Annotated in this window: 8 protein-coding genes; 4 read left to right on the top strand and 4 right to left on the bottom strand. The window is 37.5% G+C overall.

Going from position 1 to position 15017, the window contains the following annotated elements; genetic code table 11:
• Window positions 1–8: 8 nt before the first annotated feature.
• The 4 genes from INE92_RS05265 to INE92_RS05250 are packed head-to-tail and all read right to left on the bottom strand — an operon-like array spanning window position 9 to window position 7233.
• Entirely contained in the window at window positions 9–1142 is a 1134-nt protein-coding gene (locus tag INE92_RS05265; protein ID WP_008022210.1) for a DUF1735 and LamG domain-containing protein, read from the bottom strand.
• Window positions 1143–1173: 31 nt separating this feature from the next.
• Window positions 1174–2310, bottom strand: coding sequence for a glycoside hydrolase family 18 (locus tag INE92_RS05260; protein ID WP_134993051.1), 1137 nt, complete (start codon window positions 2308–2310; stop codon window positions 1174–1176).
• A 25-nt stretch (window positions 2311–2335) separates the two neighbouring features.
• Window positions 2336–3910 carry a SusD/RagB family nutrient-binding outer membrane lipoprotein gene (locus INE92_RS05255; protein WP_015531208.1) on the bottom strand — a complete coding sequence of 525 codons (1575 nt, stop codon included), beginning with the start codon at window positions 3908–3910 and terminating at the stop codon, window positions 2336–2338.
• Between the two features lie 11 nt (window positions 3911–3921).
• A complete protein-coding gene (locus tag INE92_RS05250; protein WP_212701978.1) occupies window positions 3922–7233 on the bottom strand; it encodes a TonB-dependent receptor in 3312 nt (1103 codons plus the stop codon).
• A 377-nt stretch (window positions 7234–7610) separates the two neighbouring features.
• Between INE92_RS05250 and INE92_RS05245 the strand changes: the two genes are divergently transcribed.
• From INE92_RS05245 to INE92_RS05230, 4 genes are all read left to right on the top strand, one after another.
• Window positions 7611–8846: a site-specific integrase gene (locus tag INE92_RS05245; protein WP_004314041.1), complete on the top strand. Its 1236-nt coding sequence runs from the start codon at window positions 7611–7613 to the stop codon at window positions 8844–8846.
• A gap of 624 nt (window positions 8847–9470) precedes the next feature.
• Complete coding sequence (locus INE92_RS05240) at window positions 9471–12275, top strand: SusC/RagA family TonB-linked outer membrane protein (protein ID WP_151923315.1); 2805 nt, start codon at window positions 9471–9473, stop codon at window positions 12273–12275.
• Between the two features lie 17 nt (window positions 12276–12292).
• Entirely contained in the window at window positions 12293–13843 is a 1551-nt protein-coding gene (locus tag INE92_RS05235) for a SusD/RagB family nutrient-binding outer membrane lipoprotein (RefSeq protein WP_004313625.1), read from the top strand.
• Window positions 13844–13870: 27 nt separating this feature from the next.
• Entirely contained in the window at window positions 13871–15010 is a 1140-nt protein-coding gene (locus INE92_RS05230) for a glycoside hydrolase family 18 (protein WP_195435708.1), read from the top strand.
• Window positions 15011–15017: the final 7 nt, after the last annotated feature.

The raw sequence follows: 15017 nt of genomic DNA, 5'->3' as shown, positions 1-15017 counted from the left end.
AGAACATTTTATTTATCAAATCGGATATTATGTTCCCACCTTTGAAGCGCACCATTAGATGTTGCATTGTGTCCGTTTCCTGTAGCATCTCTAAAGGAAGTGCCATCTCCTTCATCCATTGGCCAAAGGGCAATCAAATTAGGATTCTTAGGATTTACTTCAAAATACATATTGTTTGCGATCTCCGATTCTGTACGAGCTACTTTCCATAGGCGAACCTGACTCATAGCACAATTATTACGGAAATAGCTACCACTATCCACTATTTTCATAAAATCAAAGCGTACGCTTCCACCTTTCGGTGCAGGAGGATCAAAGAAGGTATCTTGTTTTCCATTCCTATAAATGGTAAGTGTTGTTCCATTATAAACGAAAGCCCAATGATACCAAGTGTTTGCTTCCAAATCACTGGCTGTTTGTTTTTGACCTCCCAAAGACTTTATCTGTAGATAATTGTAAGGCCTATTGGCATCTCCAAAACGGATATAGATTTCATGATCATTACTTCCGGAAGTGAAAATAGCCTGATTATTTATACTATAACCATCCATACGTACCCATGCTTCCAATGTCCATGCATCTACTGTAATTCCCCAATCCGTTTCAGGAAGTGTTGTTACATTTCCGGCATTACCACGTAATACAGGAACAGAAACATTCAAAGGCTTAGCTAATACATAAATAAATTTACTTTGAGCTTTTGATTTTACAATATTACCTTTTATAACATTTCCTAATGTAAGAGGAATGGCATAAGTAATACCATTAGTCACAAAATCATCCACATGAAGTCGATAATTAGCACTAATTTCACCTGCCGGAATTATCACTGTCGCATTCTTTGGAAGCATATCGGCTGGCAAGACTTCATATTCCGTACCGCTAGTTGCATTGTATTCAGCCAGTAATTCAGGAGAGAACTGGATTTCCACTTCCACATCTTCCATAACTTTTTGAGCTAAACGCACAACAACGTTAATGTCTGCACCATCATCCATGGTAACAGTAGTAGCATTGTTTGTACCAGCCGCATCTGTTATGTAAAGGCTGTTTGACTGTGCCTTGTATTCTGCATTCTCACATCCTATAAGAAAGAATGCTGACAATGCAATCATAAGACTTGATAAATAGATATATTTCATAATTTTCATTCTTATAAAATTCGTTTAATCATTATTCTTCGTTGGCAGCATTCATGCGATCATAGAAATTCCTATATATGTTTGTAATTCCCTGACGCAAGAAATAATATTCCGGTGAACCATCATAATCGCCCTTACCTTGTGCATAGTCAAAGCCTACACGATAAAGACCACATCCACCAATTAACTGGTCTATTTCATAAGGTTTTCCATTAACAGTATAAGTATTTTTATATACGTAGTTTGACATACCCAGGAATCCTCCTCCAGTATTAGCATACGATTCAAAATTCTCGGTAGCTATGGTTCTACGGACAATTTCATCCGGAGTAATAATCCCCTGTTGTATCCAATCATCCATATCACGCAACACGCCTGTCATTCTATAATCTGCCATTCCACCATAAGCTTGCAATACAAAATAGTCTACATAGTATGAAAGCCATTCTTTATCCATACCTGTTCGGATTCCAACCTCACCGTCAATCAAGAAAAGAAGGCGTTTCTCTGGCATAGGGCGATCTCCACGATCGCGGTTAGGATCCATAGCACCATGTCCAAACCAGTAGGAAAGTTCCTCGACAAAAATAGTTCTCTGTACTTTATTTGACCAAAGCGGACCAACTCCCATTCCACCACCAGGCTCATAATCCCAGTCATAACCATCATATCCACATTCAAGACAAGCTTTATAAATATCCTCTGCATAGGCTTTAATTGCAGGTCTCACCTTTTCCGGATCACTACTGGTTCCAGCTTCGTGATAAATTTCTTTATCTGGAAGGTCGTCGCCTATATTTTGAGAAAATAAGGTAACAACAACCTTTGTGCCTTTCACTTTTTGTACATATTCCATATCAGCCTTTCGCTCCGAAGTTAATTCAAATTTCGGATGCCCACCCCAGTTGGAAACAATGGTTACAGAATCAGGTAGACCTCTCAAGCTATTTTCACCGGTAGGGGAAGTTCCTGTCCAATTGTCGAACCAAACGAACACTTGTGGAAGTCCCGGTGTTTCTTTCCACTTGCGCAAAGCAGCATAATACTCATCAGTTTTAATTGTTTGATTCAAATCAACATCATTAATAGATTCCACATCCGTACATCCAACGAAGAATATAGCGGCAAATGCAAATCCGAATGCATTTTTTATATGCTTTATATTCATATTCTATATTTTATCAGGTTAAAAATTAATTCTTTTTCGCCCACCACAAATCTGTAGCTCCGGTGTCCGGACCACCTAACATAGTTGCAATAGCTGCTTCTACATTGGCTGAGTTACTAGATTTTTCCGTTGTAGGATATGGTAAACGACGTACCATACGTTTACTATCAATATCACCGATATAACCAACAGAGCTTAGATTATCTCGCGCCGTAAACAATTCAGGATAACCAGTTCGGCGATAATCACACCACGCTTCGATTCCCAATGGATAGTTGGCAATCCATTTTTGAGTAATAATCTTCTGAAGTTTATTACTTCCGTTTTCCCATGCAACAGTAGGAACATCAGTAAATGAAATATTATTTTGAGAGTTCCATCGATCTGTATACCCTTGAGGAACAACTGTACTTGAAAGATAATCACCAATCTCTACGCCATATTGATTCATTGAAATTTGAATACCTTGTTCATAGTAACTCTTAGCTGCCGCTGTTCCACCTGCAATCCATCCTTGTAAAGCCGCTTCAGCTTTTAAGAAATAAGTCTCTGCCGCATAAAAAACTGGCATAGGAGAAGCATCTGTTACAGCTGGTTTAGAGTACCTTGCAGCACTACCTTCAACGCTTTTACTTGTATCTTTAATACCCATACGTACACCACGATACTCTCTATACGAAGTCGAAGTATTCATATATTTGCTGATACGTGGATCATTATATCCATTCATGTATGCAGAAAGTGTTGCATTGATAGCTAAATCACCCCAATCTGAAGCAATCCAAAATGGGTTATATGGCATAGATGGAAAAAAGGCATTATCATCATTAGATTCTATTACTCCGCCATCAATCGCTTCCGCCATCATTTGTTTGGCATATTCTGTATCTTCAGTATTAGAAGCGATACGTACGGCCATACGAAGTTTTAAAGAGTTAGCGTATTTGATCCATTTGCTAAAATCACCATTATATATGATATCATATTCGGCAACAGGTACCTCTTTTCCTTCATTTTCCTGAACAAATGCCGAAAGTACATTGATACTACGTGTCAAATCATCAAACATATTATGATAGAGTGTTTTCACATCGTCATATGCCACTTGGAATTCTCCTTTTCCCATTTCAGAGTAAGGGATAGGACCATAAATATCAGCTACACGAAGCATAACACCGACCCGCAGAATAGATGCCCACGCATAAATATATCCGGTACCTCCTGTAGATTCTTTTATTGTCTGGAAATTCGGATAAAACTCTGTAAACATATCTTTATAAGGAACATCTACCCAGTCAGCACTAGGATTGAATGTTCCAAAATTAGTACCATTCCAAGGAGCAGTTGTTGCAAAATACCCGCCATACTGCCCTACCATTTGTTCAGTGTGTTGACTGTTATTTTCCTGACAGGCATTCAATAAGCGAGTCATAGCCACAAACAACGTACCGACCCGTTCCGTCGGAGTCATATCTTCGGGATACACGTCTGTTGGATGTGTGTTTAATTCGTCAAAGTTTCCCGTACATGAAGCGAATAGCAGAGTAGTAGTGAAAGCTGCCACGCTTACAGTCTTAATTATATTGAATCTTTTCATCATTCGTTGCTTTATTAGAATTGTACTTTTATACTAAATCCCATGTTTCTCAAGCTAGGTTGCATGAAATAATCCACACCAGTATAGAATGTACTGGTAGATGACGCAACCAATTCAGGATCGAACGGTGCCTTACAATATATCATGCCCAGATTATTTCCGATTAAACCTAATGTTACATCAGCAATGTTATACAACCACTTTTTAGGGAGTGTATATTCAAGACTAACCTCCTGCAAACGAATATTGGTTGCTTCATATACATAGTGGTCACCTTCACCAGTACCAGCCGCTACTATGCCGAGATAATCCTTAGCGGATACATTTCTGTTATTGATGGTTACTCCTCCAGCCTGACGAAGTTGTGCGCTATATTCGGAAACACCACAACGATCAAGGAAAGCTTGTGTATTAGATACAACCAAACCACCAAAACGTCCGCTTAACAATATATTCAGACGTAAACCTTTATAAGTAAATGAGTTTCTCCATCCTAAATTAACCTTTGGAAGCAATGAACCGATTTTCTTATATTCGGTTTCCACCATACTTGGCAAACCTGTCTTGGCATCCAAATAGATATAACCATTATTATCGCGTTTAAAGTCACGGTTGATATACAGGTCTCCCATAGAACCACCTTCTGTCAGGCGTACTACCGGTGAAGTAGAGCCTCCTAATCTTGCTTTGTCTACATAAGGCATTTCAATCGGTTCCCCCGTAATTCTGTTTGTAACACCATCAGCCAATCTTTTAATTTTATTCTTATTATAAGTAAAAGTAAAATTACTGGACCAACCGAAATCACGCCACTCATTTTTATATCCTAAGGCCATCTCTATACCTTGGTTCTGTACACTACCTGCTTGGATGTTAACAGCCGTATACCCAGAACTTGCCGGAAGAGGCGCAGCGAATGTTTGGTTACGTGTATCAGAGTTGTAATAAGTAATATCAAAATTCAATGTATTCTTGAAGAAACGCATATTCAATCCCGCCTCATAAGATTTAGTAATTTCTGGTTTCAAATCAGAGTTTGGATACAAAGATTCTGCTTTATATTGGTCAAGCTGATCATCATAAACATAACGTACCTTTGTCAAATATGGATCATAGGCATTACCCACCGAAGTGAAAGAAAAACGTGCTTTTAAGAATGAGAACCATTCAGGCAAATCAATAACTTCACTCAAAATGCTTGAAAGACCAATAGAAGGATAGAAAAACGGTTTATTTCCTCTTTCTGAAAGAGCCAGAGAAGAATCCCAGTCAGCACGTCCGGTGAGACTTAAGTAGAGAAAACTTCTCCAGCCTATTTCCGCATTAGCAAAAACTGATTGTGTCTGACGCTTTAAACCATCAGCATCTACTTTATAATAACCACTGCGTGTAAGGTTTTCGATGGTAAAATGATTAGTTACATTGTTCAAGTCTCCATGCAAAGAAGTCAACTCCATACGAAGATCCTTAATAGAAGCACCCAAATTGGCCGTTACATTAAATTCATTGAACGTTTTATTGAAGTTCGCCAATACATCAGCATACACTTGTCTGTCTAGACGGTTTTCTTCTTTATATCGCCCTTTTGGACCGGCAAAATTACCGACCGTACCTGCGTGGAATTTTTCGGTGTATTTACTTTCGGTGTTATCGATGCTCACACGTCCTTGTACATTTAGCCCTTCAATGATATTATATTGTAGACTAGCAGCCAATTTATAACGTCTTCTATCGTTCTCACGATTCATACGATTCATAATCCAATAAGGATTTTGAGACGAAACACCGCCTAAATCACCATATGACCAATACTGAGTATTTACACCCGACAAATCATCATAACGTTCGTATACAGCTACATCAGAAAAATCTTCGCCACGTGGGAACAAGTACAAAGAAGTAAGTGGGTTAAAATACTGCCCTTGCGATACCATATTCTTATCGTTTTGAATAATATAGTTAGCACTTGTATCCAAAATAAACTTATTATTCAAGAAGTTGGTAGTATTACGGAATGAGAAATTATATCTATCATAGTCATTATTGGGCATAATGCCTGTTGCATTAGTTGTGGCTACAGAGATATAGCTTTGACTCTTATCATTACCTGTAGAGAGAGAAAGTGCATTGGATACATTGCTTCCTGTATTAAAAAAATTTGCAGGATCGTATCTCTTATCAGTTTCTAATCCCCAGCTCATCATTTCACCTGTCATATTACCATAAGTATTTTGAAACTTAGGCATCATCATAGGATCACTGAATGTGGTATTATTACTATAAGTCACGGTTGTCTTATCAGCACGTCCCTTCTTGGTAGTAATTAATACTACTCCATTAGCTCCTTCATATCCATACAATGCAGCTGCAGAAGGTCCTGTCAACAACGACATGCTCTCAATATCATCCGGATTAATGTCAGCTATTGATTCACTGCTCGGTTGTGTAGCCATAGCTCCATCACCCCCGGAAGAAGCACGATTATACATTGGAATACCATCAATCACATAGAGAGCGTTATTATTCTGCGTAATAGATTTAGCACCTCGCATTACAACCTTTACACCACCGCCTGGACCTGAAGCACTAGAATTAATCTGTACCCCTGCTGCTTTACCAGCCAGTGCTCCCATAAAGTTAGTACTCTTTACAGTTGTAAGTTCATCCCCTTTCACCTGTTGTACATTATACGTCAATGCTTTCTCTGACCGCTTGATACCCAATGCAGTAACAACTACTTCATCCAATACTTGCGTATCTTCTCCTAGGGTAACTTTCAAGGGTTGTGCGTTGGTAAGTGTGATTGCTTGGGAGGCATAACCGATATAGGATACTTCAAGTACATCACCTTTAGCTGCTTGTATTTTGAAATTTCCATCCATATCAGTGATAGTACCATTTGAAGTTCCTTTTACCAAAATACTAACTCCAATCAATGGTTCTCCTTTTGAATCAGTAACAGTACCACTTGCAGTAATTGGTGTTTTTTTCTGCTGCTCTTCTTTATTACTCTTCGCAGAAAGTACAATATGATTATCTACTATTGAAAAACTGACATTAACTCCTCTGAATAACTGATTCATTACATTATTCAAAGATTCTTTTGTTACCTTGATAGATATGACACGATTTATATCGACATCATTTGTGTTATAGACTACTGACATTGAAGTTTGTTTCTCAATTTCTTTCAAAGCAGTGTTCAAGGGTACTTTCGATAGATTAAGAGTGATCGTTCGTTCTTGCCCATAAGCTGAAGCAAAACACGAAACCAACAAAAGGAAGAATAACAAGTATGAAAACTTGTGTTTTATAATTTCTTTCATCTTATTCTTTTTAATTAGAAATAGTTTTTAGAGAATTTGTAATTAGAGGCGGTAAATGAGATTACCGTTTTCACACAAAGGTTTCATGTATCTCTGTTTCTCATAATTAATAAATTTAAAGGTTATACTTAAAATAAATTCCATAAGCGCTTATTCAATAGTAATACATTTTATGTTGTAACCTTACTAAACGAAGATAAGATTTTTTTCGAAAAAAATAGAATAGAAAGATTCCTAATTGAAAAATAAATACTCAAATATTTGATAAATAGAATCTTATGTACTTATTAAAATCAGGCTGATTTATTACATTTGCATACATTTTGCATACAATATATGTATGCTTTACCTATTGTATAGATATAAATATTCATTTTATGTTCAAATATTCAAAAGATGGAATTTCGGTTTTAACCATATTAGATACCAGAAGAGCAAAAAAGAGTGGACAGTTTCCTGTTAAAGTTCAAGTGGTATATAGAAGAAAGCAAAAATATTACTCAACTGGGAAGGAAGTGTCAAAAGAAGATTGGGCAAGGTTATTAAAAGTAAAAAGCCGGTTATTGGCAGAAATTCGATCAGATATAGAGAGTAGTTTTTCAACTATTAAGCAACAAGTTAACGAACTGATACAAAAAGGAGAATTTAGTATTGAAACATTAAGCGCCAGGTTAGGAAGGCAGATGAATGATATGACTTTGCGCAGTGCTTTTCGCTTAAAAATGAAAGAACTGGAAGCCAATGAACAAGCAAACACTTACTTAAATTATCAAAGTGCTTTAAAAAGTTTAGAAGATTTCGGAGGTTCCACTATACCTTTGGAAAACATTACAATTGATTGGCTTAAACGTTGTGAAAAATTTTGGATATCAGAAGGTAAAAGCTATTCAAGCATAAGTATTTATTTCCGAGCTTTAAAGTGTGTCTTAAATCGTGCTGTACATGATGGTATCATAAAAGAATCATCTTTTCCTTTTGGAAAGAATAAATATGAAATTCCTGAAGGGTGTGGACGTAAATTAGCACTTACTCTTTCTGAAATAAAAAAAGTAATGTCTTATCAATGTGAAACAAAAGATATAGAAGAATTTAGGGATCTCTGGGTGTTTTCTTATTTATGTAATGGCATTAATTTTATGGATTTATTATTTCTTCAGTATTCAAATATTATGGATGGAGAAATATGCTTTGTACGCTCTAAGACATCTCGAACTACCAAACATAACAAAGAGATACATGCAATCATTACTCCTGAAATGTGGAATATTATTCAAAAATGGGGTAATCCAAGATTAAGCCCGCAAACGTATATTTTTAAATATGCTAGAGGAACTGAAGATGCCTTTGAAAAGATTAGATTGGTACGGCGTATTATAACCAAATGTAACAGAAGACTTAAAAAAATAGCCCAAGACATTGGAATTTTTCAGTTGACGACTTACACGGCAAGGCATTCTTTTGCTACAGTATTAAAACGTGGAGGTGCAAAAACCTCATATATTTCTGAAAGCTTGGGACACTCTAACTTATCTGTAACCGAGCACTATTTAGCATACTTTGAAAAAGAGGAAAGAATAAGGAATGCTCAATTATTGACTAACTTTAATCTCTAGATTAATACATTTGCATGCAAATTGTATGTACAATGAAAAATGGACCAATAATTGATATAGGATAAAAGTGAGTATAATATTAAAAAACGCATATTCAGATTACCTATAATTTAGAATATGCATCTTGTTATCAGGAGTGTTTTGAAAACCGCAGGGATTTCCACTTTAGCCAAACATAATTCAAATAAAAAAGGATAATATTATTGCAAATTATTCTTTTTATCGCCCGCGTAGTGATAGAATAGTATCTAATATTGACAATATTAATCAAATGAAAAGATTCCGTTCTTTGTATTATCGGCACTAACTAGAAGAAAACAACTACTATAAAACAAGTTATTATTATTCTTTAAATGATTTGTTAGGTTCCATTTAAAGAATCAAAATGTTCCACACCGAGAAACGAAGTGATTCTCGGTGTGGAACATTCCTGAGAAAACGTCTTTTATCGAATATTCATACCGCATATATGAATAAAAACAATTTAATTACTGCATATTCATGTGCAATCTTACTAACTTTTTCTTTCATTCATTGATTTTGCTCAATTGTATTTAGCCTGATATCTTAAAAATAGAACATCTAATCTATTTATCTAACAAGAATTGGATCTAGAAAAAGTATATGAAACTGATTTTCTCCCAAACAATCACGCTTGCCAACGCACAACCTATAAAAGTAACCTTAGGAGAAGATACGCAAGTATTGGACGAAGTAGTTGTTACTGCATTGGGTATCAAGCGTGCAACTAAGGCGTTAAGTTATAATGTACAAGAGGTAAAAGGTGACGAATTGACAGCTGTAAAAGATGCCAATTTTATGAATTCACTATCAGGAAAGGTTGCCGGTGTTCAGATTAATAGTGGTGCAACCGGTGCTGGTGGTGCCACACGTGTTGTTATGCGTGGTATGAAATCTCTGACTAAAGATAACAATGCATTGTATGTAATTGACGGTGTACCTATTTTTAATACAGGAAAAAGCGGTGGCGAAGGATTATTTGGAGAGATGGGAGGATCAGATGCTGTTGCTGACTTAAATCCGGACGATATTGCTAGTATTAGTATGATGACCGGTCCTTCTGCGGCAGCATTATATGGTTCTGCTGCGGCAAACGGTGTTGTTTTAATTACTACTAAAAAAGGCCAAACAGAGAAAACTACCATAACAGTATCCAACAGTACTACTTTCTCTAAAGCATATATTATGCCGGATATGCAGAACCGTTATGGTACAAGTTCCGGATTATTCAGCTGGGGAGAATTGACAAACCGTCGATATAACCCATCTGACTTCTTTGAAACAGGCTCCAATGTTATCAATTCGGTAGCATTATCTACAGGAAATACCAAAAACCAGACCTATCTTTCTGCTTCTACAACTAACTCCGGTGGAATTCTTCCGAATAACTCCTATAACCGTTATAATTTTACGGCACGTAATACCACCCATTTCCTGAATGATAAACTTACTCTGGATATCGGTGCACAATATATCGTTCAGAACAACAAAAACATGGTTTCTCAAGGACAGTATTATAACCCTCTCCCATCACTGTATCTATTCCCTCGTGGAGACAACTTTGACGAAATTCGTTTGTATGAACGTTATAATACTAACTACGGCTATATGGAACAATATTGGCCTTATGGTGATGCAAGTTTGTCATTACAAAATCCATATTGGATACAAAATCGCATCAACCGTACTTCCAACAAGAAACGTTATATGATGAACGCTTCTTTGAAATGGCAGGCTACAGATTGGCTCAATGTTGTCGGTCGCGTCAATCTGGACAATTCCGACTACCGGAATAAAAACGAAAAATCAGCTTCTACATTAACAACATTCTGTGGTGTAAGTGGTGGTTTTGAAGATGCCATGCGTCAGGAACGTTCTTTATATGCCGATTTCCTGGCTAATATAGATAAAACATTTGGTGATTTTCATTTAACAGCCAATGTTGGTGCTTCCATATATCATACTTCAATGGATCAGTTATATATTGCAGGTGACCTGGTTATCCCCAACTTCTTCCAGATCAACAATATTAATTTCTCTGCCAACTATAAACCGGATCCTACCGGATATGAAGATGAAATTCAAAGTATTTTTGCCAGTGCTGAATTAAGTTGGAAAAATCAACTGTATCTAACTGTAACCGGACGTAATGACTGGGATTCAAAACTCGCATTCTCCAAACAAAAATCGTTCTTTTATCCGTCAGTCGGTTTATCGGCTTTATTATCAGAAATGGTTAAACTACCAGAGGTGATTTCTTATGCTAAAATACGCGGTTCGTATACAGTGGTAGCCTCTTCTTTCGATCGTTTCCTTACTAATCCGGGGTACGAATACAACAGCCAGACACATAACTGGGCGAATCCGACCGTATATCCGATGGACAATATGAAACCTGAAAAGACTAAATCCTGGGAAATCGGTTTGAACTTGAAATTCTGGGGAAATCGTTTTAATTTAGACGCTACTTACTATCGTTCTAACACACTGAACCAAACATTTAAGGTAGATATCCCCTCTTCTTCCGGATATAAACAAGCGATTGTACAAGCTGGTAACGTGCAAAATCAGGGTATTGAATTAGCTTTAGGATTCAGTGATAAATGGGCAGGATTCGGATGGTCTTCTAATGCGACCTTCACTCTAAACCGTAACAAGGTGAAACGACTGGCAAGCGGTAGCGTGAATCCCGTGACAGGAGAAGCTATCCAAATGGATGAAATGAATGTGGGTTGGTTAGGTAAAGAGAATGTAGCTCCTCGCGTCATCCTGACAGAAGGAGGTTCCATGACTGATATCTATGTATACAACCAGCTGACAAAAGACAATAACGGTAATATAAAAGTCGATCAGAATGGTAATCTGGGTATCACTTCATCAAACACTCCGGTAAAAGTAGGTAATCTGGATGCTGATTTCAACCTCGGATGGACCAATCATTTCACTTATAAAGGAATTGATTTAGGAGTTGTATTATCAGCCCGTGTAGGCGGATTAGCTTATTCGGCTACTCAAGGTATTTTAGATTATTATGGAGTATCCGAAACATCTGCAACAGCTCGTGATAATGGTGGTATACCTATTAATAACGGCAAAGTTAACGCCCAAAAGTATTACCAGACTATTGGTACGGGTGAAGGTGGCTACGGTCGTTATTATCTATATAGTGCAACCAATGTACGTTTGCAGGAATTGAGTCTAAACTATACACTTCCTAAAAGATGGTTTAAAAATGTGGCGAATGTTACTTTGGGTATTGTAGGACGTAATTTATGGATGATTTATTGTAAAGCCCCATTTGACCCGGAATTGTCTGCCTCTACCTCCAGTAACTATTATATGAATGTAGACTACTTTATGCAACCCAGCTTGCGTAACTTCGGTTTTAATGTGAAAGTTCAATTTTAAAAGAAAAAGCTAATGTTATGAGAAAATATTTAAGAAATATCACAGTCGGTGCCGCTCTGTTGTTACTGGCAGGAAGTTGTACCGATAAATTTGAGGAGTATAATACGAATCAATATCAAATTCATGATGCAGACCCTGCGACTTTGATGAAATCTATGATTGAAACAATTGTGAATATTCAGCAGAATGACTCTCAAATGCAAGATCAGATGGTGGGACAGTTAGGTGGCTATCTATGCTGTTCTAACACATGGAGTGGTACAAACTTCAGCACATTCAATCAGAGTGATGCCTGGAATGCTACCCCCTGGAACACTCCGTTTGAAAAAATATATGGAAACTTTTTCCAAATACAAGAAGCGACAAATTCTACGGGACATTATTATGCTTTTGCGTGTATGATACGTGCAATAACAATGCTTCGCGTTGCGGATTGTTATGGACCGATGCCTTACAGCCAAGTAAAGAAGGGTAATTTCTATGTATCTTATGATACCCAGGAACAGGTCTATACCAGTATATTAAGTGATTTAGCCAATGCAGCCGATGTTTTGTACAACTATTATGTAGAAACAAATGGTAATGCCCCATTGGGAGCCAATGATCCGGTTTTTGATGGAAATTATTCAGGTTGGGCTAAGCTAGCCAATTCAATGCGTTTACGTGTTGCAATGCGAATCAGCGGAACATGGCCTGGCATTGCTCAAGAGGCAGCTGAAGCAGCAGTAACACATAAAGCAGGATTGATTGAAAGTAATTCGGATAATGCTATGCTTTCTTGTGGCACGCAGAGTAATCCCTATCAACTGGCAGCTGTAAGTTGGGGTGATCTGCGTGTGAATGCAAATATTGTAGATTATATGAATGCATATGGCGATCCACGTATGCCGAAGTTCTTTAATAAGTCTACCCTTGCCGGGAAAACAGATAAATATGTAGGTATGCGTACTGGAGATGCTGATTTTAAAAAGGCAGATGCAGCAGGATTCTCTATTCCTGCATATACGGCAACTTCTAAATTAATGGTTTTCTGTGCTGCAGAGACAGCGTTTTTACGTGCAGAAGGAAAATTGCGTGGTTGGAATGTCGGTTCTAAAACAGCAAAAGCCTATTACGAAGATGGTATTAATTTATCAATGGAACAATATCAGGTTTCAGCCACTGAATACATGAAGATTGACGAGGCTCCTGTCGTATCACATGAAAGTGATGTTGTGCAAAATGCTACTGCTACAATTACCAATACTGTGAGTGTAATGTGGGATGACAGCGAGGCTGACAACGTAAATGGAAAGAATTTCCAACGTGTCATTACTCAAAAATGGATCGCCAATTATCCATTAGGATTGGAAGCATGGGCTGAATATCGCCGTACAGGTTATCCGGAACTTTATCCTTGTATCGACAATCTATCAGATTGTGGTGTGAGCAGCCAACGCGGTATGCGTCGTCTAAGTTTCCCTTATACAGAGGCACAAAACAATAAAGCCAATTATGATCTGGGAGTAGCAGAACTAGGCGGTGCTGATAACGAAGCTACTGACTTAAAGTGGGCTAAAAAGAACTAATTTATATAATGCATAAAAAGGACTTTTATGAAGAAAATTTATTTATTATACATTGTACTCATATCACTGGCAACGACCTCATTGATCGGTTGCAGTGACTGGACGGAGTCAGAAGCAAAAACTTTTCCCGAATCGATCGTATCGGATGAATATTATGCGGCCTTGCGTGCCTATAAACAGACAGATCACCAAGTTGCATTTGGTTGGTTTGGTGGCTGGAGTGGTGAAGGTGCCTATATGAAAAGTTCTTTAGCCGGTATTCCTGATAGTGTAGATATTGTTTCTATTTGGGGAAATTGGTCGAACATTACAGAAGCTCAAAAAAAAGATCTGGAATTTTGCCAACAAGTTAAAGGTACTCGTTTTACCATGTGTTTTATTATCAGAAGTGTAGGCGATCAAATTACTCCGCAGAATATTCGTGAAAATTGGGAAAATATGGGATTTTCATCCGAAAAAGAAGCTGTGAATGATTTTTGGGGATGGCCTTCCGATGAATCAAATAAGGAAGCAATAGAAGCATCCATTCGCAAATATGCAAGCGCCATTGCCGATACAGTAAACAAATATGGTTACGACGGCTTTGATATCGATTATGAACCTAATTTTGGCAACTCCGGTAATATCGTAGACGAAGACGATAGAATGTTTGCATTTGTTGATGAACTAGGCAAATATTTCGGTCCGAAATCAGGAACTGGTAAATTATTAGTTATCGATGGCGAACCACAGAGCATAACAGGTAGACCTGAAGTCGGGTTATATTTTGACTATTTTATCATTCAGGCTTACAATAATAGTAGTCCTGGCAGTGATTCTAAACTCGATAAACGTCTTATCACAGGCGGCGTAGCAGGTGCAGGACTTGTTCAGACGTATAGCAGTGTCATGTCTGAAGAACAAATCACGAAGATGACCATCATGACCGAGAATTTCGAGGCTACCGATGCTGCTATGGACGGTGGATATGATTACACTGATCGTTATGGTAACAAAATGAAATCTCTTGAAGGAATGGCACGCTGGCAACCAAGTAACGGATTCCGTAAAGGTGGTGCAGGAACCTATCATATGGAAGCAGAGTATGGAACTTCACCAGAATATAAAAATATACGCCGTGCTATTCAAATTATGAACCCGTCATCACATTCATTACTTAAAAATTAATGTAAAC

It is taken from the genome of Bacteroides xylanisolvens, from assembly GCF_018289135.1.
Taxonomy (GTDB): domain Bacteria; phylum Bacteroidota; class Bacteroidia; order Bacteroidales; family Bacteroidaceae; genus Bacteroides; species Bacteroides xylanisolvens.
Note: the sequence above shows the minus strand (reverse complement) of the source record. Positions and strands in the feature narration are given on the sequence as shown.

Bases quoted from the DNA above. Each gene is read 5' to 3' on its own strand.
- INE92_RS05235 (WP_004313625.1), top strand. From the start codon at position 12,293: ATGAGAAAATATTTAAGAAATATCACAGTCGGTGCCGCTCTGTTGTTA.
- INE92_RS05250 (WP_212701978.1), bottom strand. From the start codon at position 7,233: ATGAAAGAAATTATAAAACACAAGTTTTCATACTTGTTATTCTTCCTT.
- INE92_RS05230 (WP_195435708.1), top strand. From the start codon at position 13,871: ATGAAGAAAATTTATTTATTATACATTGTACTCATATCACTGGCAACG.
- INE92_RS05245 (WP_004314041.1), top strand. From the start codon at position 7,611: ATGTTCAAATATTCAAAAGATGGAATTTCGGTTTTAACCATATTAGAT.
- INE92_RS05240 (WP_151923315.1), top strand. From the start codon at position 9,471: ATGAAACTGATTTTCTCCCAAACAATCACGCTTGCCAACGCACAACCT.
- INE92_RS05260 (WP_134993051.1), bottom strand. From the start codon at position 2,310: ATGAATATAAAGCATATAAAAAATGCATTCGGATTTGCATTTGCCGCT.
- INE92_RS05255 (WP_015531208.1), bottom strand. From the start codon at position 3,910: ATGATGAAAAGATTCAATATAATTAAGACTGTAAGCGTGGCAGCTTTC.
- INE92_RS05265 (WP_008022210.1), bottom strand. From the start codon at position 1,142: ATGAAATATATCTATTTATCAAGTCTTATGATTGCATTGTCAGCATTC.